The sequence below is a fragment of the Sorangiineae bacterium MSr12523 genome, from assembly GCA_037157775.1.
Classification (GTDB): Bacteria; Myxococcota_A; Polyangia; order Polyangiales; family Polyangiaceae; genus Pendulispora; species Pendulispora brunnea.
Window position 1 is genome coordinate 7,345,756 of record CP089982.1, and the last position, 20,738, is coordinate 7,366,493.

Here is a 20,738-nt window from a genome sequence, read left to right on the forward strand (position 1 = left end):
ATGCCTTTTTCTTGTCCGATCGTGAGCAAGTGGTGTCTCGTCTTCGGCTTCGACTTGCACGAAGCATTGGGACCGCTCGGTATCCATCCCTGGCAGCGATGGATTTCCATATCCACCGCTCGATGGCTTGGTGGCGATTCTCAATCTTCATCGGTTTTTGGTGATGGCAATGGTTTCTTGAAGCGCGGAAGCGATACGCGCTACCTACGTCCGCATATTTGTCTTAGCAACGCGGCTCCTCCGATCTCGTTTTTCTGGGACAGCGGGCTCATTATCCCCAACATACTGCTAGGGGCCACCAAGACAATATGGGGTCCTTACTCCATCAAGGCCAACATTACGGACAAGGGAGACAACCCAGCTGTTCACTTGCCTCTACTGAACGTGGGGGTCGATCTTGCAATTGCCAGTTCAACGGTTTGCTCCAAACCGTTCGATCTCCCAAGCACAGTATCGATACAACTGGCCAGCTCCGTCCTGCTCGGCATGACGATTGGAGATCTCGTCGGCAATGCAAGCAACATGTTGTTGGACTCGATTCTCTCGATGTTCTTGAGTCTAGGGCTTGGACACTCGATGAACGGGTTGCACCGGCTGCTGACGAACCCCAAAAGAGGCCCGGCGCTCCGCTCGCTCGGTGAAAAATTGGCGCCTATCCTCAGTAGCGAGATGGCCGAGGGAAAGATTTCGCAAACGTTCTTGCGCGAGTTCATCATCAAAGGGATCGGCGACATCATGAAGGACGGCCACTACGTTTCGCATGGTCTGCACGACGGGGCCATGAAGCTCGTCGAAGCGTTGGGCGAACGGATCTCCGGAAACGTCAACGATGCCTCCGATCGAATAGCCCGTGGCGGGCTGTCTGCCTTTCTCTCGCCGGTGGGAGGGTCCGTTCGATGACGCAAGGACCTCTCCTCTCCTTGCTCGACTACACCGACGCGCCGAATGATACGTCGATCCTCCACGTTTTCGCGAAACGCACGTACACCTTTGCTCCCGGACATCGTCCCATTGTAGCTCCACTGCAAGTGCCTTTGCACCTTGACGCCGAATATCATCCGCCCACCGGGCAGGGTGATGAAGGCGCGCCACGGACCGATTGCGACATCTTCTGTCTCCGGAAAGCAGGCACCGACGTCGTCGTTCAAGGAAGCGCCCACTCCACGAAAGGTCCCGTACCTTGCATGGACGTCGGCGTCAGCATCTTGGGAACGAGAGAGCCGGAGCGCGCGGGGCGCCGCATTCGCGTGACCGGAGATCGACACGCGGAGTACCGCGGCAACGGCAACCACGTCGTGTTCTCACCTCCCGAGTCTTTCGAGAAAATGCCGCTCACGTATGCGCGCGCATACGGAGGATGCGACCTATGGTCGGCGGCGGATCATCCGGATGAAATGGGCGATTGGCTCGCGAAGCATTCCGCGTTTTCAGGTAGCGAGCTCTCGCTCTATCGGTATCCACGAAATCCCGCGGGTCGCGGGTTTCTGGTGCATCCTTCGCGCGCGGCATTCGATGCGCTCATGCTTCCGAATCTCGAGTTCCCGGAGGATATGCTCACTCCCTCGCGGCTCTGTACAGGTGATTTGTACCGCTGGCCAACGGCCCCGTTTCCGGCGGGGTTCGATTGGTTCGACACATCGTGGTTCCCTCGCCTCGCATTCCTCCTCGCCACGAGCACGCCACATCGATGCGACCCTGCCGACTTCAGCGAAGTACGCGGCGGCGTTGTCCCGCGAGAACTCGTCGCCAGCACTTCTGTACAAGGCGAATCGGGCTCCAACGCGGGTGCAGCCGGCCGAGATCGCTTTTACCACGGAGCCTCACCGTGGCTGGCCGTCGCCCCGCTCTCCGGCCGTGAAACCATCGTGCTGTGGGGCATGCACCCTCTGGCGCCGCGCCTGGACGTTCCCCTGCCCGCCGAGACTCCGCAGGTGCTCTTCGAGCTCCCCAATGGGCGCGTCATCGAGTCCGAGGCTTCGCTCCGCACGGTGGTCGTGCGACCCGATGACGGACAGCTCACAACGGTGTGGGTTGCCCGCCATTGGGCAGGCCAAGCGCTCACCCCAGCCCAGGCTGTGCGCATTCGCCACGCAGTGCGCTGGCGCGCCCGTTCATCGTGAGGGAACCAACATGCCAATGACGAAACTCGCCGTCCCGGCCACCATCGACGACTGCACCGTCGCGCTCGCGTCGGGCCGTAGCCTCGAGGTTCGGCGCCCCAGTGGCGACCACGAAATATTGCGCGTACTCGGAAGTAGCGGACGGATCGAGCTCACCGTCGTCCTCACGGACGCTGGCCCAAAGCTCATTTTCGAGGCCGCCGACATCGAACTTCGAGCGACACACGCCGTTTCCGTCGCGTGCGAACGCTTCGATGTACATGCGAGCCAGGAGGCGCGCATCGAGGCGCACCATGCCACCATCGAGACAACGGCGGGCGATATCGCACTACGCGCAAACGACAACGTGGTCGTCGTCGGCGAGCAGATTCGCCTCAATTGCGACAAACCCGACGAGGTCCCGCCTTGGATGAAGGAAACGCTCGGGGCTCGACTTCCGGGGCCGAGCGATCTTCTTCCCTCGATTCCCGCCTCCGACATCACGGGCGACGCTGAAGTCGTCGCGAAGTTCGACGACTCGCCTCGAGCCACGTCCGAAAGCTCGGATTCTTAGCGCGACAACGGACAAAATGCTTCCTTCCCTCTCCTCGAAAATAGAGGAGAGGAAGAGGAAGGCACTCGTTGCGAGGATTACGGCCCGCTCACCAGCCGTCGGGATCCGCTTCGGCGTACGTCGTGCCGGCGCCGATGTTGTCGTACCAGATTTGGCGCGTGCCTTGATTGCCGACCAGGCGGCCGTCGTCGTGCCAGCTGTTGGCGTAGAGGCCTACGCGGAAGTCGAATGCGCGGTCGTCCGACACGGTGGTGGCGATGTTGAGGCGCTCGAAGACTTTGTTGCCGTCGTACCAGACCTTGAAGTAGCCGTTCGACCCGCTCTGCCAATTTACCTGCATTTCGAAGCGGTGCCAGACGCCGGCGGTGACGTTGGCGACGCCGTTGAAGTTCGTGGTGCGCTGTGCGCAGATGCTCCCCGTCTTGACGCGCGTGTTGAGGCTGGAGCCGTTCAGCCAGACCATGGTGCTGGGCATCCAGTCGTCACAGCCCGTGTTGGAGAAATCCGCGATGAATTGGGCGATGTTGTAGTTCTGATTGGTGAATTGCCAGTCGCCCTGCAGGCGGAAGGCGAACCCGTAGAAGCCCATGTCGCCGCGATTGTATACGTCGTTGCGCACCCACTCCGAGTGGTACCGGCCGCTGTAGTTCGGGTCGTACACTTGCATCGCCTTGAGGGCGGTGGTGCCGTCGTACACGATGTTGGTGACTTGCGAGATGCTTCCATTGTGCTCTGCAAGCGTGGCGCTCCAACCCGACATCGTTCCCGTATTGTGGAAGATGACCGTTGCAAAGCTCTCGCGGCTGCACAGCATGCAGCCTGCCAGGACGAGACCAGCTCCTAATCCCTTAACACGCGTCATCTGACCCTCCTCGATAGTGGTCGCACCGTTGCCGGGGGATACAACGTCGTAATTCGAAGAAGGACCGACGTCAATCAAATTTGACACCGGTTTCCAAGCCACCGAAGCGCCAGCGATTACTATCAATGGGATAGGCACATGTATGCACACGATCCATTCGATCCATTGAGCAAATTTTCGTCTTCACCAGATTCGGTTTTACCAATGCACTCAAATGCGCTGCGGGGAGGCATGATACTTTTTGCATAGTTTAAAAACGGCGCGCCGGACGATTTCCACTTGCATGGATGGGCGCGCCCCCGACAATGGCGCTCATGGCGAGCCGTCTCTACGTCCTCGTTGCCTGCGCGGCCATCGCAGTTTTCCTGCCCTACCCTAGCGAAGCTCCTGAGCCGAATGGGTTCCAGAAAAGCGCATCCTCGCCTCATTCCGCACCCGCGCAGCCCTCGGCCACCGCAGGGCCCCCGCCCGCGCAGCTCGCGCCGGAGGATCCCGAGCGGCTCGTGCGCCTCTATGATTTCGGCCCCGCGGCCAATGACAATCCGGTGCTGGCCCGGGTGGATGGCACCTCCATCGAGATTCCAATCAGCGAATTTCGGGCCTACCTAAAGGCCGAGGTCAGCGAAGAGGAACGCAAAAAGCTGGATACCGCCGGGAGAAGAAAACACCTCGATCGGCTCATCGACGACCTTCTCTTCCTGCGGGACGCCTATCGCCGCAACATCGACACCCGCGAAAATATGGTCCGCTCACTCGACAGCACACGGCGGCTCTTGCTCATCGAATTTTTGACGCGGGAAGACGTAGGCGACAAAGCCAAGTCCGCAGAACATTACGCACTGCTTCAAAGTGCGTTGGAGGACAGATTGTTCGAAAAAGCAGAGGTCATTGTCTCCAATGAGGGATATGCGCACCTCAAAGATGCGATTGCGCAACACGGCTCGGACAAGGCCGAAGACCTGCCGACCGATATTGCAGCACACCCACTTGCACAATGCGGCGAGATGAAGGTCACCGTCGGTGATGCGTTTGCGGCGTACGTCGGCCTACCGCCCGCGAAGCGCCCGAATGTCGCCACCCAAGAAGGTGTCTCCAAGCTGCTCAAGCACATTCTTACGGACGGCCTCAAAATCAACGAGGCGCGCGCACGCGGAATCGACAAGAGCCGGGCGTACCGCGAAACCGTGGCGGCCAATCGCGCCTCGCTCACACGGATGTGGCTTCAAGATCGCATCACCGCCAAAGCCGCCCAACGAATGAAGGCTCCGGAAACGGAGGCACACCTCCGCAAATGGTACGACGACAACCTGAAGACCCGTTACACGTACAAGGACGACAAGGGCGTCGAGAAGGTCATGAGCTTCGAGGGCGAGAGACAATCGATCCGCAACGACTACTTCGATACGGTGCGCGAACAGGTGCGCGCCGAACGGGCCGCCCAGCTCCGCGAAGGTTCCAAAATTGAAATCGACGAACGGCTCCTATCCAGCGGGTAGTCTGTTTCGAATGTTTCCTCGACTATCGTCCGAAAGGGAAAACCGTTGAGCCGTCGTCCGGTTCCGTCAACGGAGTTTTCTAGATTTGCGCGAAGCGTTTATCCAACTTCGCAAGCTGGCTCGCAAAGCCCAAGGACGACAGCCTCGTAAATTCCGCGTCATGCAGCGGCTCCAAGGCGACCACCATGCGCACGTGTCCTCCCTGACGGAAAAACTCCACCTCGATGGTGTTCTCGTAGGGCGGGACCCCAGGCGCGCATCGATGGTGTGCACCTCGACACGGTAGCCTTCGGGCCCGCACCACGACGCGAAGCCCTCCTTCGTGGTCCATAGCGCCCAGAGCTCCTCGATTCGAGCTTGGTACGTCCGTTCGAAAATGACTTTCGGCGTGCTCATGTTCGTTTTCCTTTCGCGAGGGCGGCCCCGAAGCGGTCGAGCCGCGCTCCCAGAGGCCGCGGTATTGGGCGAGCCACGCATCGAGCTCGCGAAACGGCTCGGGCCGAAGCGAATAGAGGCGGCGCTGCCCGTCCGGACGCATGGCCACGAAACCGGCTTCGTGAAGGATGCGCAGGTGCCGGGACACGCCGGATTGGTGGATGCCCGGCTGCTCGACGATGCAGCGGCGGGTCGGATCGGTCAGGGATTGAAACGCGTCAAGCGGGCAGTGCGTATATCGTCTTCGGGTGCATCGATCCGAGCTTGAAGACGAGCGGCCGCTGGGCCCATGGCATGTGGCGGCCGTGGTCATTGGCGCGATGGTGGGGGTGGGCATCTTTTTCACGCCGGCGACGCTCGCGCGTGCGGTGCCGAATGCGGCGTGGGTGCTCGGCATCTGGGTGCTCGGTGGGATCGCCTCGATCGCGGGCGCACTCGTTTTCGCGGACCTCGGCGCGCGGTGGCCGCAGGCCGGGGGGCTCTACGTCTTTTTGCGCGAGGGCTTCGGCAAACCCGTAGGATCGGCGCTTTCGTTCTTGTACGGGTGGCTGCAGTTGCTCGTCGTTCAGCCAGGGGCCATGGCGGTCATTGCCCTGGTGTTGGTGGATCATCTCGCCTTCGTGGCCGGTCCCATCGGCTCCGTCGCGCGAAGCGTAGGGGCGTGTGCGGCGATTGCCCTGTTCACCGCGGCGAACCTGCTCGGCTTGCGGGTGGGCGGGCGCATTCAAATCGGGATGGCTGCGCTCAAGCTTGCGGCCTTGGCCGCGCTCGCGCTCGTGGGCGCATGTTGGGGACACGCGTCGCGAGTATTTTCTGCGGGGCCGCAAACGATGGCTCCGCAGGGGACGATGTCATCGTGGCTGCTGTTCGGCATCATCCCGGTGCTGTTCACCTTCGGCGGGGCGTACCACGGCACATTCATCGCCGGCTCGGTGCGCGATCCCGAGCGCTCACTTCCGCGCGGGATCATCGCGGCGATTTCGGTCGTGCTGGTGGCGTACCTGGGCGTGAATGTCGCTTACCTCGCGCTGCTCGGGCATGCGGGGCTGGCTGCAAGCACGAGCCCGGCCGCGGATGCGGTGGGCATTGCGCTCGGACCTGCCGCGGGAAAGGTGCTGGCGCTCACCATCGTGGTCTCCGCGGCGGGGCTCCTGAACACGGTTTGCCTTGGGTTCCCCTTCGTGATTTACGCAATGGCCAAGGATGGCGTGTTCTTCGAGCGCGCGGGCCGGCTGGATCCGCGCACGGGGCGGCCCACATTCGCGGTGGCATTGCAGGGGACGCTCGCCTGCATCGCCGTGCTCGTGGGATCGTCACGCATCGATGTGCTGCTCACGGGCATTGCCTTTGCCGATGCGACGTTTCAAGCGGCCATTGCCGTGGTTCGCCTGCGCGCGCCGAAGTCCGCGGGCATGCCGCGGTATGCACCACCGCCCGCGGCGTGGGCCTTCCTTCTCATTCAAATGGGCATTGCGCTGGGCTGCTTGCTCCGTGCACCGCTCGAATCGGCCTACGGCGCGTGCGCGCTGGTCGTGGGAGGATTCGTGTGGCTTTCCTGGAGACGTGCATGAGATTCGAACTTCCCGATGGTCGCGCACTCCATGTCATTTCATCGAAGGGGCAAGTCTCGTTCGTGGATGGCGCATTCGAGCTTTGCGGTGTATTCGGCGCCGAGGACGCGGCCATCGAACTCGCAATCGAGCATCCCTTTGCAAACGCGAAGCACGTGTGGGTTCCCCATCTCACGCCCGAGGAAGGCTATGTCATGGGCGATGCGATTTTCCGGTCGCCGGCCATCGTGCTCGCCGACGATGCGCTGGCGCTGGCCTTCGTTCCCGATTTGGACGATGTGCGCGATGTGGCCAACGCCGGCGCTTACCGCGTTTGGCTCGATTGCGACCACCCGCGACGAACGGTGACCATGGCCGCAGGCGCTTACCGCGAAGAGGGGCACGTATTTTATGTCCGTGAACATGCCCGCGCCGAGGGATGCGCCGTTGGAATGCGATTGCACCTCGTGGCAAGCTGCGAGGCGCGCGATTGCGCAAATCCGTATGGCATGGTGGCACGCTGGATGTGGAATCGGTGGGGCCGCCCCGGCATGACACGCGCCCACGACCTCGCGCCGCTCTTGCGGCACATCGTGCACTGGGCTTTCTCGCAAGACGGCTGGGCCGAGAGCGTATGGCAAAGCATCGACGAGCGTGCGGCCGCCCCCGTGTTCATCGTCGACGTGAGCCGCCATCCCTCGATTCCGCCGGAGCAGCGGCGCTGGCGCGAGCCGCGCAGCATCTGGAATCAAGCGTGGTTCTCCACGCAACGCTGCGCCAATGGACTTCTGCGTCATGCGCGCCAAACGGGATCGGCGGATCTGGAAGACCGCGCGCGCCGCATGACGGAGGTTGCGCTCGCCGCACCCCAGCACAATGGCCTTTTTCCCTCGAGGATCGTGGCCGACGCCTCGGGCACGTGGCGTTGGTCCAATTCCGATCGACGGCCAGCCTCCGCATCGGAGGACGCGTGCCATATCGTGGATGCGGCGTTCACCGGCCGCATGCTCCTCGAGTGGCACGCGCTCACCGGCGATGCGCGGGCGCGCGATTACGTGCTTCGCTTTGCCGAGAGGCTCGTCGCGTTGCAGCGGCCGAGCGGCGCGTTTCCCGGCTGGGTGGAGCCCGATGGTCGTATTCCCACCGAACTCGCGGAGGGCCCCGAATCCGCCGTTTCGGTGACATTGCTCCTCGAGCTCGCGCGCACGACGAGCCATGCGGCATGGGAAAAGGCCGCGCTGGCCGCCCTGCCCTTTCTCGAGGATGTGGCGCGCGAAGGTCGCTGGGAGGACTTCGAGACGTATTACTCGTGCGCCCCCTGGGGTGTTCCCGGCCAACGCGTGGCTCGCAATGGCGTGTACAAGCAGAACACGCTGTCGATCGCTTGGTGTGCGGCGGCCTTTTTCGAAGCATGGCAGACCACCCAAGAAGAGCGCCTGCTCGCACTGGCCCGTCGCTGCATCGATGAATTGTCGCTGTATCAAGCGGTATGGAATCCGCCGTTCTTGCCGGCCCCCGCCCACGGCGGCTTCGGTGTGATGAACGCCGACAGCGAATGGAATGACGCCCGACAGAGCCTTTTTGCGCCGCTCTACTTGGAGCTCGGACGCGCCACCGGCGATCGAGAGCTCACCGAGCGCGGAATCAGCGCGCTGCGCGCTTCGTTCAGCATGCTCTATTGTCCGGAGAATGCCGCACTGGCACGCGCGTACGAAAAGCGTTTTCCCTTTTTCGGCCCCGAGTCGTACGGCTTCATGATGGAGAATCAAGCCCACTCGGGCGCCGAGCCCATTGGGACATTCACGATTTTCACTTGGGGAAACGGCTCGGCGCTCGCCACGGCGGCGACGGTGTATGACCGGTTTCCCGAATTGCGAACGGAGTGTGGCCTCCTATGAGCCTTCGAACGACGCCCGACGCCTACATCGGCCTGGACGCGCCCTCCAGCGACGCATGGAACGCGTGGCACAGCGCCATGCTCCGCGAGCGAGAGGCGATCGATGTCGCCTACGATCCCGCGACGGATTGGAGCGACGCGACATTTCGGCAAATGTTCCTCTTCATGTACGACGCGGCATTTTACGACCGCGACCGGGGCTATCGGACGCGCGAACTCGTCGAGCGGTGGCGGGCCCAATTCGGGCGGGTCGATTCGGTGCTTTTGTGGCAAGGCTACCCGAGGTTGGGTTTCGACACGCGGGATCAATTCGATTTTTACCGCGATATGCCGGGCGGCATCGCCAAACTGCGCACGGACGTGGTCGACGTATTTCACCGGTGCGGATTGCGCGTCTTCGTCGATTACAATCCTTGGGCACCGGGCACGTACGACGAGCTCGGGGACATCGTCGCGGGGGTGGATGCCGATGGAGTCATGCTGGACACGCTTCCTTCTGCCCCGGAAAGCTTGGAACGAGCCGTCCTCCAGCGAAAAAGCGGGGTGGTCTTCGCGCCGGAGCTTCGGCCCGAGGCGGCGCAGCTTGGCCGCTATCGCCAGGCCTGGGCGCAATGGAGCGACATCGGTGATGCGCATACGCCGTCGATCTTGCGCCATGCGTGGCTCTTGCCAAGGCATCGACAATTCATGATTCGGCGATGGGACGAGACGCGCAAGCTGGATATCGTTTATAGCTTTTTCAATGGTACGGGGCTTTTGCTCTGGGACAATGTCTTCGGTGCGTGGAATCCGTATGGCCGCGAGGACCGGCGGCTCATCGCGGAGACGGGTGCCCTATTGGATCATTACGCCGCGCTCTTCGTCCATGGAGATTGGCTGCCGTTGATTCCGACTGGCGTCTCCGGACTGGACGCCAATCGATGGGATCTGGGCGCGCGGGCCATCATCACCCTGCGCAATCGCACGCAGGAGCCCCTCGCCTATCGGCTTCCCGAAGCGGACGGTGCTGCGTATTTCGCCTTTTGGGGCGATCGCCACGAGCTCCGCGGGGGAGACACCGTGACGGTCGCGCCGAATGGCATTCAGGCGGTCGTGCGGGATGGTGCGATGGACGCACGACGCGCGCTGGAGCATTTCGAGCGACTCGGACGAAACGCCGACGTGGAGCTCGAGGGCTACGACGAACGCCGCCCGTACCCGCGACCCTTGCGCCCGCCCGCGGTTTCGCGACCGCGGCAGATGGCGAACCTCATTGAAATACCCGGCGGCGAATTTCAAATGCGCATTCGGCATGAACGGCGAGAGTGCGGCTGTTATGCGGTGGGGGCCACGGAGCACGGTAGCCTCCCCTCGGGGGACAATGCGCTTTGGGGGTGGTTCTACAAGGATATTCTCGAGCACGTAATCCCGTGTTCGGTCACGCGCTTCGCCATTCGTGCCACGGCGGTGACCAATGCCGAGTTTCTCGCCTTCGTGCACGCGGCGCGGTACCGGCCGGGCGACGACGAGCATTTTCTGAAGCACCTGCGCGATCGTGGGGTGCTTCCGGCGACGGTCGCCGGTGATCGCGCGAACGAGCCGGTGACATTCGTCAGCTTGGATGATGCTCGCGCCTTCGCCGCATGGCATGGCCAACGGCTTCCCACCGAGGCCGAATGGCAATGGACGGCGGAGGGCGCAGGCGCCGGTCACCGCTATCCATGGGGAAACGAGCCGCGAAGCTTTCCGAGCGTGCTGCAGCCGGCGGCCACGCCCGAAACGGCCACGCCACAAGGGATCATGGGCCTATCGGGGAATGCGTGGGAATTCACGGAGAGCGAATATTCCGATGGGCACACGCGTTTCGTGATGCTGCGCGGCGGTGTATTTCTGCCGCCGGCCGAGACGGAATGGATCGTGGCCCGCGGGCCGAGGCCCAACGACTACCACGCCAAATACATTTTGCGCAGCGACGGGCTCGATCGAAGCGAGACCATCTCCTTTCGAACCGTGGCCGAGCTCACGTAGCCGTCAGGGCGCGCAGCCCCTGGCGCAAGCTCTCGGGATCCTCGAGCTGCGTATCGAGCTCGGCGTGCTTCGCGCGCCAGATGGGGACCGCCCGGGCCAATAGCTTTCGCCCCTTTGCCGTCAACGCGAGGCGCCGGCCCCGCCGGTCCTCTTGGTCCACGGTGACCTTGAGCAGACCGCGCCGCGCCAACGGCTTGAGCGCTGCCGTCAACGTGGTTCGATCCATCGCAAGAAGCGAGGCCACGGAACCAAGGCTCGGCGGCTCGGGACGGTTGAGGGACATGAGCAGCGAAAATTGCCCATTGGTGAGGCCGAGCGGGCGGAACGCATCGTCGAAGCAACGGGCCAACGCACGCGCTGCCCGTTGCGCGTGAAGGCACAAGCAGTGATCGCGAACGTGAAGCGTCGTGTCGAACGAAAGGTCGGCCATCCTTGACGTGAATTATATAGGTTGATATCAACGTATCAAGGAGGAAACAGCATGGCCAGTCGAGAGCTCACGCCGGCAACGGAGCTGGTGAAGAAGAACCGCAGCCACTTTCCCAATGAAAGCGAAGAATACCGAAGGGCTCGCAACGCCCTCCTGGTCGAGGAAATCGAATTGCGCCGCCACCTCGAGCGGGTCGCGGAAATGCGCCGTCAGCTCCCACCGGGCGGCCAGATCCCCATGGATTACCGCTTCGAGGGCGAAAACGGTCCCGTAACCTTGTCCAGCCTCTTCGGCGACAAGGACACGCTTCTCGTCTACAGCTACATGTTCGGGCCGAAGCGCGAACGCCCCTGTCCTTCGTGCACGTCGTTCATGAGCACATGGGAGACCAAGCTTCCCGATCTCGAGCAGCGCGTGTCCATCGCCATGGTGGCACGCTCCCCCATCGATCGATTGCGCGCCGCCAAGCAGGCCCGCGGCTGGACGCGCCTCAAAGTATATTCCGACACCGAGGGCCACTACACGCGCACCTACGTGAGCGCCGAAGACGCCGACGCACCCGGCTTCAACGTGTTCACGCGCAAAGACGGCATCATCCGCCATTTCTGGAGCGGCGAAATGGGCCCCGGCATGGCCGACCCCGGCCAAGATCCACGCGGCGCCCCCGACCTCGATCCCCTCTGGACAATGCTCGACTTCACCCCCGAAGGCCGCGGCACCAACTGGTATCCCAAATTGGAATACGGGCGCTAAAGGGTTTTCGCAGGGGGGGCAACGTTGGCCTCACGGCGCTTCGCTCCGAGTGCCGTGAGCCGAGGTTTGCGGATGGGCGAGTAAGGGAGGGGTCGAAGCGAGGGGAACCGGGAAGTCGCGAAGAATGCGAAGGGTGTTTCTCGGCGCTTCGGTACATTTGGGTGCCTTGGCGTGGGATTAAGATTATCTACGAAGAGTCAAGGGAACCCACTGGCTACCATCCTGTCAATGGAGGACCTAAGCCTCGTTGCGAAGTTCGATATTCGGATCTATCGAGCTTTGCGGGCGCGTTGGGTGAGCCAGTGGCGGCTGCCTCGATGACGAGATTCTACGAGGTCGGCAACGTGGAGTGATCAAACGGTTTCGCGAAACGATCAGGGCGACACGCATGCTTTCGTGGCCCTCGTCGTGAGTTGGGTTTCGAACTCGTTATCGGACAAGCTTGTAGCCACGCCATCCGAATCTCGCGGACGGAACCTGTCCCCATCTCTCTAGTAGGCACCGAATCCAGGAAAAACAGCTTGATTTGTCCGCCGCAGGTTATATGCCTTATTCAAGATGAAGCGCTCAATGAAGCCGCTGCAGCTCGAGCTGCCTTCCGGTCGCACATGGGGTGGACGGCGGCGGGGAGCCGGTCGGAAGCGCAATCCAAAGTCCGGGGTGCCCCATCGCGCGCGCCCCGTTCACAGGGCGGCGCACCCCGTTCATGTCACATTGCGGGCCCGAGACGCTGTCCACGGTCTGCGAGCGCCTCCCGTATTCGCATTCGTATTGAGAAGCATCAAGGAGGCATCCCGCACCGAATTTCGGGTCGTGCATTTCTCGGTTCAGCATGACCATATCCATCTCATCGTGGAGGCACACGACAAGGTGAGCCTGTCACGCGGAATGCACGGTCTCTCGATTCGGCTCGCGCGCGCGATCAATCGTGGCCTAATGCGCAGGGGGCCAGTCTGGAAAGAGCGATATCACGCTCATGCGCTGACACGACCACGCGAAGTCCGCAACGCGCTTCTCTACGTACTCATGAATCACAGAAAGCACGGTGCGTCCCTCGCCTGGCTCGACCCTCGTTCATCCGCCGCATGGTTCGACGGCTGGCGCCAAGACTTCCTTCTCAAGTACGCCGCGCGCGACCTCGACGGCATCGCCGGATTGCCACCCCCCGTCCAACCTGCACAAACCTGGCTCGCTCGCAAAGGTTGGCGTCGCCACCGCTTACTCGGCATCGACGAAGGGCCCCGTCCCCCTTAGGCACGAGTGTCGGCAATGAATGGGGAATGATCGACGGCACCAGCTATACGAATCAGCTCTCCATTTCCAGTCACGAGTCGTGCTCAAGATCGCCCGTCACCCTACGCCGACGAACGTCAACTCGCTTCTCTCTCGTATGACAATCGCTACGCTGAGCTCTTCTTCGAAGTCTTGACAGATTCATTAATCACCCCGCCATTCTGGTCATGCGACGACAGCATGGCGAGGCGCTTCTCGACGTCGTTGAAGTATGGCGGTGGCGGCCCTCGCCGGATGCGGCGCCTTCCAAGCATCACGACTTGTAGCGCCTCGACGATGGCCGTCAACTTGCCTGACGCGCGTGACTTGTTTGCGGCCAACCGGGACTCGAGGCGTTGATCTCTGGCAGGGTCTCGACGAGACCGAGGTCGACGTCCTGAATCGCGCACGTACGTGCAGAGCATCGACAAGTTCGAGCCCAAGGTTCGAATCATAAGTCGACGGTCCACATATCGTTCGGATGGTTCGCCCGCACCTGTGGTGCACGTTCACGATGTTCATCGGTCGGCGACGACGACATTCACGAAATTTTATTGGCCCTTTTCAAGATTCTTGCGCTGGTTCGATCTTCGACTCTGCTCCTCGAGAGACCGATCTTCTCCCCGTTCGCCGCCCACTCGACGAACTCCATCTTCAGACTCATCGTTCGGGACTCCTTCCAAGGCATTCGCCATCAGGCCTGTCAACGATGTCCCGGCACCAGACCGGTACGGCGTGGACGATGGCATGGCCGACGTACGGCCCCGCTCGTGGCCACCTCGCCGATGGTGACGTCGACGGCGGCACGCCCCCCATGGCCCGAGTCAGCTCGTGCGAGACTTCGCGAACATGGAGCGAAAATACGAATTCAAACCAGAATTGATCACCACGAGTCCGGCGTAATCGACTGGCCGATGAAACGGGACTCGAACTCGTCGAAATCGCCCGAGAGACGACGCCATCGAAGCTCCCCGCGAACGTCTTCCGAGTACATGAGGCTCGGGGGGTCGAGGCGATAGTCGAGTGCGATCATGCGACCGTCCATATTGCTCGCCAGGACAAGCGTGCGCTCCTCGTCGAGGCAGCCACTCGCGTCCTTGTCGAAACCCAACCGGCGCTTTTCATCGGCACCCAATGCGCGAAGCCGCAGGATTTCGGCTTCTATTTCCGAGGGCGACAAGAAAATATCGAGTTCGCGGGCCCACCCCGTGGCGCATAAGAGGCGAGTTCCGTTCAGGAGCCCGGGGCGCCAACGATTCTCGCGGATTGAAGCGATGAAGCACTCCGGCAAGGGAAGGCCCAAAATGCGTGGGTGAGTATGGGGCAAGTTCGTTGCCCAAGGCACGACCTCGACCGAATGTGCATGGATGCTTCGGGCGGGGCCAATCCCCCCGCGTTGATCGACAATCCAGAGACCTTGCACACGAACGCGCGTCGGACGGTCCGGTTCCGGGTGGCCGGGCGGGAACACCAGGATACTGCCCGATACGAAACTGGGCGCTTCGTGAGCGCGCTGCCAGCGCCCTTCCACGGCGATCAAGGAGCCATGGTAACGATGCGGATTGCTCGAGAGTTCTGCCTCGGTCGGGGTAAGCAGGGGACCGAGCGCCCGCGGAAGGGCCAAACGAGCACGGAGGCCGATAAGAAGCTGCTCGGCCGTCGTGGCATCCCACGGGCCGAGCCAAACGTGCCTCGTCGGCGGGCAGGCGTGTTGGACGACGACGGCGACTCCATTCCGATAGTCGCGCAGCATGGCGTCTCCTGCGAGTGCGGTCGCCATGCTGAACTCGATGATGGTGCCGAGGGTGCATCCTGCGGGCGTCTCCGGTGCGCTCGCCGTTCCGATGTGGGGCCCCGCCTCCAACAGCGTTTCCAGGTGCTCCGTGGGGTCCGCGACCGACGAATGAGCGATGGGCGAAGGCCAGCATACGTTCAGGAGGCCGCCCTCGGTGATCCAGGCTGCACACGTGTCCGTGAGAAGAATCGGTTCGAGCGATTCACGAGCCAAGATTCGTTCGACACGAGTGCGAAAGTCGGGGTCCATATGGAAATACTACCCCATGAAACACTATTTCCGAGGCGCAGCCGTCCGCCTCCGCGTAAGCCAAGCGGAAAATCGGCGAAGCTCCCCCGCGGGCCGCTGAAATGGCAGCTCGCGGTGAAGCAAGCCATTCTACCCTGTGCGCTTTTCGCGCGAGAGATACTCCGCACAGGCGACCCGTTGCGACAGGCAAGTACCCTTGCTGGGCGGCTAAGGCTTCGCCAGCGTCGTCACGGGTACGGCGCCCAAGGATTCCCCGAACCATTGATCGCGGAGGCGCTTTTGCGTGCCGTCGGTGCGGGCTTGCGCCATCACTTCGTTGATGATGGTGAGAAGCTTGGTATTGCCTTTTTTGACGGCAATACCGAGTTGCTCGCCCGTGTCCACGTAGGCGGCAATTTGGAAGGCGATGTTGCCCGAATCTTTCATCCACGTTTGCACGGCGGGGTGATCGACGATGGCCGCTTCCACACGGCCCGTGCGGAGGGCAAGCAGCACGGCGTCCGAGCTCTCGAAGGGAAGCAGGTTGAGCTCTTTCGTTTTGGCGAGATCCTCGCCGATGGTTTGCGATTGGACCCCTACCCTCTTTGCACTGTTCTTGACGGCGTCGAGGCTCGTCATGCCGGTTCCACGCTTGACGACCAGCGCCTGGTACGCGTCGAAATATGGCTCCGAGAAGTCGACGCTTTTGCGTCGTGCATCGGTCATGGTCAGTCCTGCCGCCACGAGATCACACTGATTCGAATCGAGCATCGCGCCCGTCGTGAGGTTCTCCACCGACGTGTCGACGAACTGGACCTTCACCCCGAGCCTCTGCGCGACCAATTCCACGACATCGACGTCGAAGCCCGTAATTTTGCCATCTCGCTCGAATTCGAAAGGGGCAAACGGGACGTGCGTACAGGTCACGAGCTTGCCCGACTTAACCAGGGGCACGCCGGCCGATCTGTCTTTGCTGCAACCGGCAATCAACGCAGACACCACCACGGCCGCGCCAAAGACGAGGCACTTGCTACGAACGAACAAAAGGGTCCCTCCTCCCGAGTCGAAAAATTACCCAGCGCGTCATCCCGCGCAGGCCCCCAAGCCATAGCGCATGGATCAAACACGTCAACACAGTGTGCGCAGATCGGCGCGATAGGGCACGGGAATCGTAAGGGTTTTCCAATGTTCGTTGCAAAATACACCCCCACGTAACGCCATTTCGCGCCACGCGGGGGTGTGAGAAGCCGCAGTGCTCAGTAGGGAACGAATCCGGACCAGCTCACGGCGAAGTTTCCCTGGATGCAAGCCGAGGAACCGCTCGGAATCGGGATTCTCGCGCCATGGACCTCACCTTGTGCCTCGAGGATGCGGTAATCGAAAATCGGCCCCGAGCAATCCGTACCCGCCGGGACGACGTACACGGAAACGAAGGGCGGTGATGATCCCATGGAGAGATCCGTCAGCACGAAGGGGCCATTGACGGCGAACTTTGCCCCTTGGTCCGTGAACATGAAACCAGCGCGGAGTTGACGCATATCCGTATCCGCCGTGGCGACGGCGGTGGGTTCTGCAGCAACGGACGGTGAGGCGGCCGACGCGACGTGCACACCCAAGACCGGAGCAACATGGTTCTCCACCTGGGTGGGACGTCCCTGTTCGCGTGAACCCGCAGCAGGGTGGCCGCTGCCAAACGAAACAACGGATGCGACACCGGCAATGACGCCCAATCCAATGAGCGAAACCTTCCCCAAACCAATCATGGTCCGTCATCCTTTTTCTTGAATTCGAAAGACAATCGTCTTTCGGTCTCACGACACTCGTGACAACGACACCAACCTTCTCATCGCCCCCGAGAACGCAATGGATAATGCGACGGTCTGACAATTGCGATTACCCAATCTTTTCGCTATTACGATATCCGCAATGACGCCCTCACTGTTCCCATCGACCGCACGCCCCCATTGGTTGCGAACAAAAAGCATTCTCCCACTGACGGCCGTCGCATTGGCGTCGTTGGTCGGATGCCGCTCTCCCAAGTCGACGGGTACAACTGCCTCCGATGCACCCGATACATCTCATGCATCTTCCGCACCCGTCGCCACCCCCGACGCAACAGCGCCACTCGCAGTTGCCGATGCGGCCGCACAGCCCCTCGCGCATCAACCCAGGAGAGCTCCATCGGGTCCGGTGCCCTGCATCGATTACGCGGCGGCGATGGCGCAAGGGCGCGCAGCGACTCGGGAAAAGCGGTACGACGATGCGATTCGCGCTTTTCGGTCGGCGGTGCGGCGGCGTCCTTTTGACGCCGCGGCCTGGGCGGAGCAGGGGTATGCCGAGTTGCTCGGTGGGTACGATGCCCATGCGACGCTGGCCTTCGCCAAAACGCGGACCAAGAAAGCGGCGCTCCTATCGGCCATTTGGTTCAACGATGCGGAGGCTTACGCGCGTGAAGGCAATGGCGAATGGGCGCGCATCCACTATGCCGTGGCCGCGAGCCATGGGAACCAGGCGGCCGCCGCCAAACTCGGCGCCCAATCGCGATGCACCGCTACATGGGATACCAACGTCCCCTCACTCAAGGTGCAAAAAGGCTGGGTCCAAGTACTTCAAGCCATGCCCGAAACGATGTGCGCTGGGAAACGCGAGCCCAAGACCACCGAAAAAGAGGCGCGTAAGGAAGCCTGCCGCGACTGCGGCTCGGGAGCGGGGGCCTCTCTCGAGGAAAGCGACAATTGCGAAGGCAAAGGGCCTTGGCGCATTTCCAATGGCTATATGAATTGCCACGTCTTTTCCTTGTCGATACAGCCCCTGGGCGGAAACCATTTCACCGTGCTCGACGAAGGCGAGCCATCGCTCACGCCCACGTCCGCCGGTTGGAAATCCGTATCCGACGGAGGTGGCGCGGAGTTCAGCCCGCACAGCGAATGGCCACGCGACGAAACGGAACACGCGGAATGCCCTCCCGACGATGCAAAGCCCGAAGTCGAACCGGGCGAGCCTTCCGCTCCGGTCTGCGGCGAAGCCGGTGAACCCACCGCGGTCGCCTTCGTACCCTCCGTACAGCGCTATTACGACAAGGCCGGCAAAGGCCGTATCGAGGTGACCATCTGGGCCGGCTCACCGCAAGTCACCATCGCGGGAAACACCGCCACCATCCAGGGTGCGGGCTGCCAGGAAAAGGTGGCGCTATCCGCCGAATGAAGATTCGTCGCCGAATGGCGTCCCACGAAGAGAGAACTCCCAGTTCCCTATGGCTCGACGAGAGCCAAATACCATTCAGCCGAAGCTGCACAATCGCGTTCTGCCGTGCACATCGGTGATATTCGGCGCATCCCGCCACGATGAACACGGTTGCGGTTTGGCGCCGTGGGACAAGCGTTCGGCGCGGGCGAACAAGTGCACCGGACTCACGATGTGTTACTTCAAGCGCGCATCATACCGTTGCGAAGATGGCCGATTGACGCGCACGAATTTCGTGCGCGAGCTCTCGCTCTTCGCAACTTTGGTTGAGCGCAGGATCCGTATGTCATTTCCAATACAGAGTTTTTCCGAATACCCCAGCACGACCTTGAAACACGTCGTGCTTTCCCCCATCGACCAGGATGCACTTCCGAGCTACGCGCCCGGTGTCGTGAGCAACATGGCGACATATACGACGGCGGACCTTCGTCCGGCGGCGGGCGGACTGTTCGACGAAGGCATCTTCGGTCAGCCGAACGGCTCCGATGGTGAATCGAATGACGACGTGCTCGTTTGCGGTCCGCGGACGACCCGCTTCGGTCGGATCACCCTCGCCGAACCCGTGCCTCATCCACTCGTGCACGGTGTCTTGCTTCTCACCGTGCCGGTTCTGCCTGCGGATCTGCGGCGGGTCGCCCTTCAACGAGGGCAGCTCGTCCTTGGAGATCTCAACCGGCTTTATCTCGAAGTCCTTCGTTACAATGCGCGGATCGTTCGACTGCGGAAGCTCGGCATTCCGGATGCGCTCGATATGATTGCGCTCATCCGCAAAGAGTTGGCCCGAGCCGTGGCAGCGCTCATGAAGAACGAGCGGCTCGAGGACCCCGTGCGGGACGAGTCGGGGCGCGTCCTTACTTCCTTGTCAGGCTCCCTCAAGCCAAGTGTCGCGGAGGCGCTCGGCATGCTGGACGAATGCGCGATCCATGGCGCGATGCTCGGCGGACCGCTCCCCATGCCCGTGCACCGGATCGTGGCAACGCTGATTGCCATGGCGCTCGAGGTTCGGTCGAAGAACGGCACGATCCTTCGGCTTCATTGAACCTGTGATGCTACCAATTCCTCGATTTCGAGGGGTGTCATGAAGTTTCCTGTCATCGCCGCCAAGGTGATGCTCGAAGGCTTTCATGCACTCGGCCTCGACACCGAATTGATCCGCGAAAGCGCTGGGATCGACGCGAAGGCCCTGGCCGATGTCACGGGCCATCTTCCTGGGACGAGCTTCGGGCAGATGTGGGCGTGCGCGTTCGAGGTCGTGGGACGCGATTCGCTGGCCGTGGAGGTTGCACAAAACCTGCCTCTCGGCTCGGTTGGCATTCTCGATTACTTGTTCGCGTCGGCCAATTCGGTTGGCGCTGCGCTGGACGTCGTGAGTCAGTATTTCGGACTCGTGACCGAGCAAATCTCTCTCGAAATCGAGCGCACCCTGGGACGTCTTTGGATCCGCGTTCGCAACGACGCAAAGCTCGACGCGTACGAAGTGAGTGACGAGCTCGCGCTGAGTTGGACGCTCCGCCGCCTGCACGAATTCGCCGTTGTCCCCCCGAAGCTCATCGAAATGAGCCTCACACGCAAGTCCGTGACCGACGTGGCGAACTGGGAGCGCCTCCTGGGAACGAAGATCCGCTTTGGAAGCCTCGTTTCGGGCATTTGCTTCACCGCCGATGCCGCCGACATTCCGCTGAAAACGGCGGACCCTCGTTTGCAGCTCATCCTGCGTGGCGTGCTTCCCGAATTCAGCGGAAGTACGCCGTCGCAACTGCTCGTCGTCCGGGCCGCCGTGCGGAATCTGCTGCGAAAGGCGCAGCTGAGCGAGGCCAATCTCGCGCGAGAGCTGTCACTCTCCGTGCGTTCTCTTCAGCGCCGCTTGCAGGAAAGCGGATCCAGCTACCGAACCCTCGTCGAGGACGCGCGGCATGAAGAAGCGATTCGCATGCTTTCGTCGACCGAGTATTCCCTGGCCGAGATCGCACACGCTCTCGGATTTCGCGAACACGCGTCGTTCACCAAGGCATTTCGCCGCTGGACGGGGCTGTCTCCGTCGGCGTGGCTGCAAGAGAGGGCTCGTCTTGCGCCGCAATCGCATTGAGCCGCGCGAAA

At 61.9% G+C, this 20,738-nt stretch carries 17 protein-coding genes and 2 pseudogenes; 12 read left to right on the forward strand and 7 right to left on the reverse strand.

From position 1 onward, the window contains the following. From LZC95_28690 to LZC95_28700, 3 genes are read left to right on the forward strand one after another with little or no spacing between them, the layout of a single operon-like run. Positions 1–900: a hypothetical protein gene (locus tag LZC95_28690; protein WXA90429.1), complete on the forward strand. Its 900-nt coding sequence runs from the start codon at positions 1–3 to the stop codon at positions 898–900. Further along, positions 897–2,120, forward strand: coding sequence for a DUF2169 domain-containing protein (locus LZC95_28695; GenBank protein ID WXA90430.1), 1,224 nt, complete (start codon positions 897–899; stop codon positions 2,118–2,120). The genes LZC95_28690 and LZC95_28695 overlap by 4 nt, the downstream gene beginning before the upstream one ends. A gap of 16 nt (positions 2,121–2,136) precedes the next feature. Continuing rightward, positions 2,137–2,673, forward strand: coding sequence for a hypothetical protein (locus LZC95_28700; protein WXA90431.1), 537 nt, complete (start codon positions 2,137–2,139; stop codon positions 2,671–2,673). Between the two features lie 88 nt (positions 2,674–2,761). Here LZC95_28700 and LZC95_28705 read toward each other — a convergent pair whose 3' ends face one another. Then, positions 2,762–3,487 carry a polysaccharide lyase gene (locus LZC95_28705; GenBank protein ID WXB00235.1) on the reverse strand — a complete coding sequence of 242 codons (726 nt, stop codon included), beginning with the start codon at positions 3,485–3,487 and terminating at the stop codon, positions 2,762–2,764. 362 nt (positions 3,488–3,849) lie between these two features. On the opposite strand from LZC95_28705, the gene LZC95_28710 reads away from it, so the two are divergent. Further along, positions 3,850–5,031 (forward strand): hypothetical protein, encoded by a 1,182-nt coding sequence (locus tag LZC95_28710; GenBank protein WXA90432.1) that lies wholly within the window; start codon positions 3,850–3,852, stop codon positions 5,029–5,031. Between the two features lie 79 nt (positions 5,032–5,110). Here the strand turns inward: LZC95_28710 and LZC95_28715 are convergent. Beyond that, a pseudogene (locus LZC95_28715) lies at positions 5,111–5,427 on the reverse strand (hypothetical protein). Then, positions 5,424–5,671, reverse strand: a pseudogene (locus LZC95_28720) (ArsR family transcriptional regulator). Before LZC95_28720 ends, LZC95_28715 begins: the two co-directional pseudogenes overlap by 4 nt. 43 nt (positions 5,672–5,714) lie before the next feature. Between LZC95_28720 and LZC95_28725 the strand changes: the two are divergent. The 3 genes from LZC95_28725 to LZC95_28735 are packed head-to-tail and all read left to right on the forward strand — an operon-like array spanning position 5,715 to position 10,920. Continuing rightward, entirely contained in the window at positions 5,715–7,037 is a 1,323-nt protein-coding gene (locus LZC95_28725) for an amino acid permease (protein ID WXA90433.1), read from the forward strand. Then, entirely contained in the window at positions 7,034–8,914 is a 1,881-nt protein-coding gene (locus tag LZC95_28730) for a hypothetical protein (protein WXA90434.1), read from the forward strand. The genes LZC95_28725 and LZC95_28730 overlap by 4 nt, the downstream gene beginning before the upstream one ends. Next, positions 8,911–10,920 carry a formylglycine-generating enzyme family protein gene (locus LZC95_28735; protein WXA90435.1) on the forward strand — a complete coding sequence of 670 codons (2,010 nt, stop codon included), beginning with the start codon at positions 8,911–8,913 and terminating at the stop codon, positions 10,918–10,920. The genes LZC95_28730 and LZC95_28735 overlap by 4 nt, the downstream gene beginning before the upstream one ends. On the opposite strand, the gene LZC95_28740 is transcribed toward LZC95_28735, so the two are convergent. Further along, the gene (locus LZC95_28740; protein WXA90436.1) at positions 10,913–11,350 is read right to left on the reverse strand and encodes a MarR family transcriptional regulator; all 438 of its coding nucleotides are present in this window, start codon (positions 11,348–11,350) and stop codon (positions 10,913–10,915) included. The two genes, LZC95_28735 and LZC95_28740, sit on opposite strands and share 8 nt — an antisense overlap. Positions 11,351–11,401: 51 nt before the next feature. Here LZC95_28740 and LZC95_28745 point away from each other — a divergent pair, with 51 nt between their 5' ends. After that, positions 11,402–12,103: a DUF899 family protein gene (locus LZC95_28745; protein ID WXA90437.1), complete on the forward strand. Its 702-nt coding sequence runs from the start codon at positions 11,402–11,404 to the stop codon at positions 12,101–12,103. Positions 12,104–12,673: 570 nt separating this feature from the next. Continuing rightward, entirely contained in the window at positions 12,674–13,357 is a 684-nt protein-coding gene (locus tag LZC95_28750; protein ID WXA90438.1) for a transposase, read from the forward strand. Positions 13,358–14,258: 901 nt separating this feature from the next. Here LZC95_28750 and LZC95_28755 read toward each other — a convergent pair. From LZC95_28755 to LZC95_28765, 3 genes are all read right to left on the reverse strand, one after another. Continuing rightward, the gene (locus LZC95_28755; protein ID WXA90439.1) at positions 14,259–15,383 is read right to left on the reverse strand and encodes a hypothetical protein; all 1,125 of its coding nucleotides are present in this window, start codon (positions 15,381–15,383) and stop codon (positions 14,259–14,261) included. A gap of 243 nt (positions 15,384–15,626) precedes the next feature. Then, the gene (locus LZC95_28760; GenBank protein WXA90440.1) at positions 15,627–16,442 is read right to left on the reverse strand and encodes an ABC transporter substrate-binding protein; all 816 of its coding nucleotides are present in this window, start codon (positions 16,440–16,442) and stop codon (positions 15,627–15,629) included. Positions 16,443–16,654: 212 nt separating this feature from the next. Further along, entirely contained in the window at positions 16,655–17,161 is a 507-nt protein-coding gene (locus LZC95_28765) for a hypothetical protein (GenBank protein WXA90441.1), read from the reverse strand. Positions 17,162–17,588: 427 nt separating this feature from the next. On the opposite strand from LZC95_28765, the gene LZC95_28770 reads away from it, so the two are divergent. The 3 genes from LZC95_28770 to LZC95_28780 all read left to right on the forward strand — a co-directional run bounded on the left by LZC95_28770 (position 17,589) and on the right by LZC95_28780 (position 20,727). Next, positions 17,589–18,602: a hypothetical protein gene (locus tag LZC95_28770; GenBank protein WXA90442.1), complete on the forward strand. Its 1,014-nt coding sequence runs from the start codon at positions 17,589–17,591 to the stop codon at positions 18,600–18,602. A gap of 379 nt (positions 18,603–18,981) precedes the next feature. Further along, positions 18,982–19,680: a hypothetical protein gene (locus LZC95_28775; protein WXA90443.1), complete on the forward strand. Its 699-nt coding sequence runs from the start codon at positions 18,982–18,984 to the stop codon at positions 19,678–19,680. A 39-nt stretch (positions 19,681–19,719) separates the two neighbouring features. Further along, positions 19,720–20,727, forward strand: coding sequence for an AraC family transcriptional regulator (locus tag LZC95_28780; protein WXA90444.1), 1,008 nt, complete (start codon positions 19,720–19,722; stop codon positions 20,725–20,727). Positions 20,728–20,738: the final 11 nt, after the last annotated feature.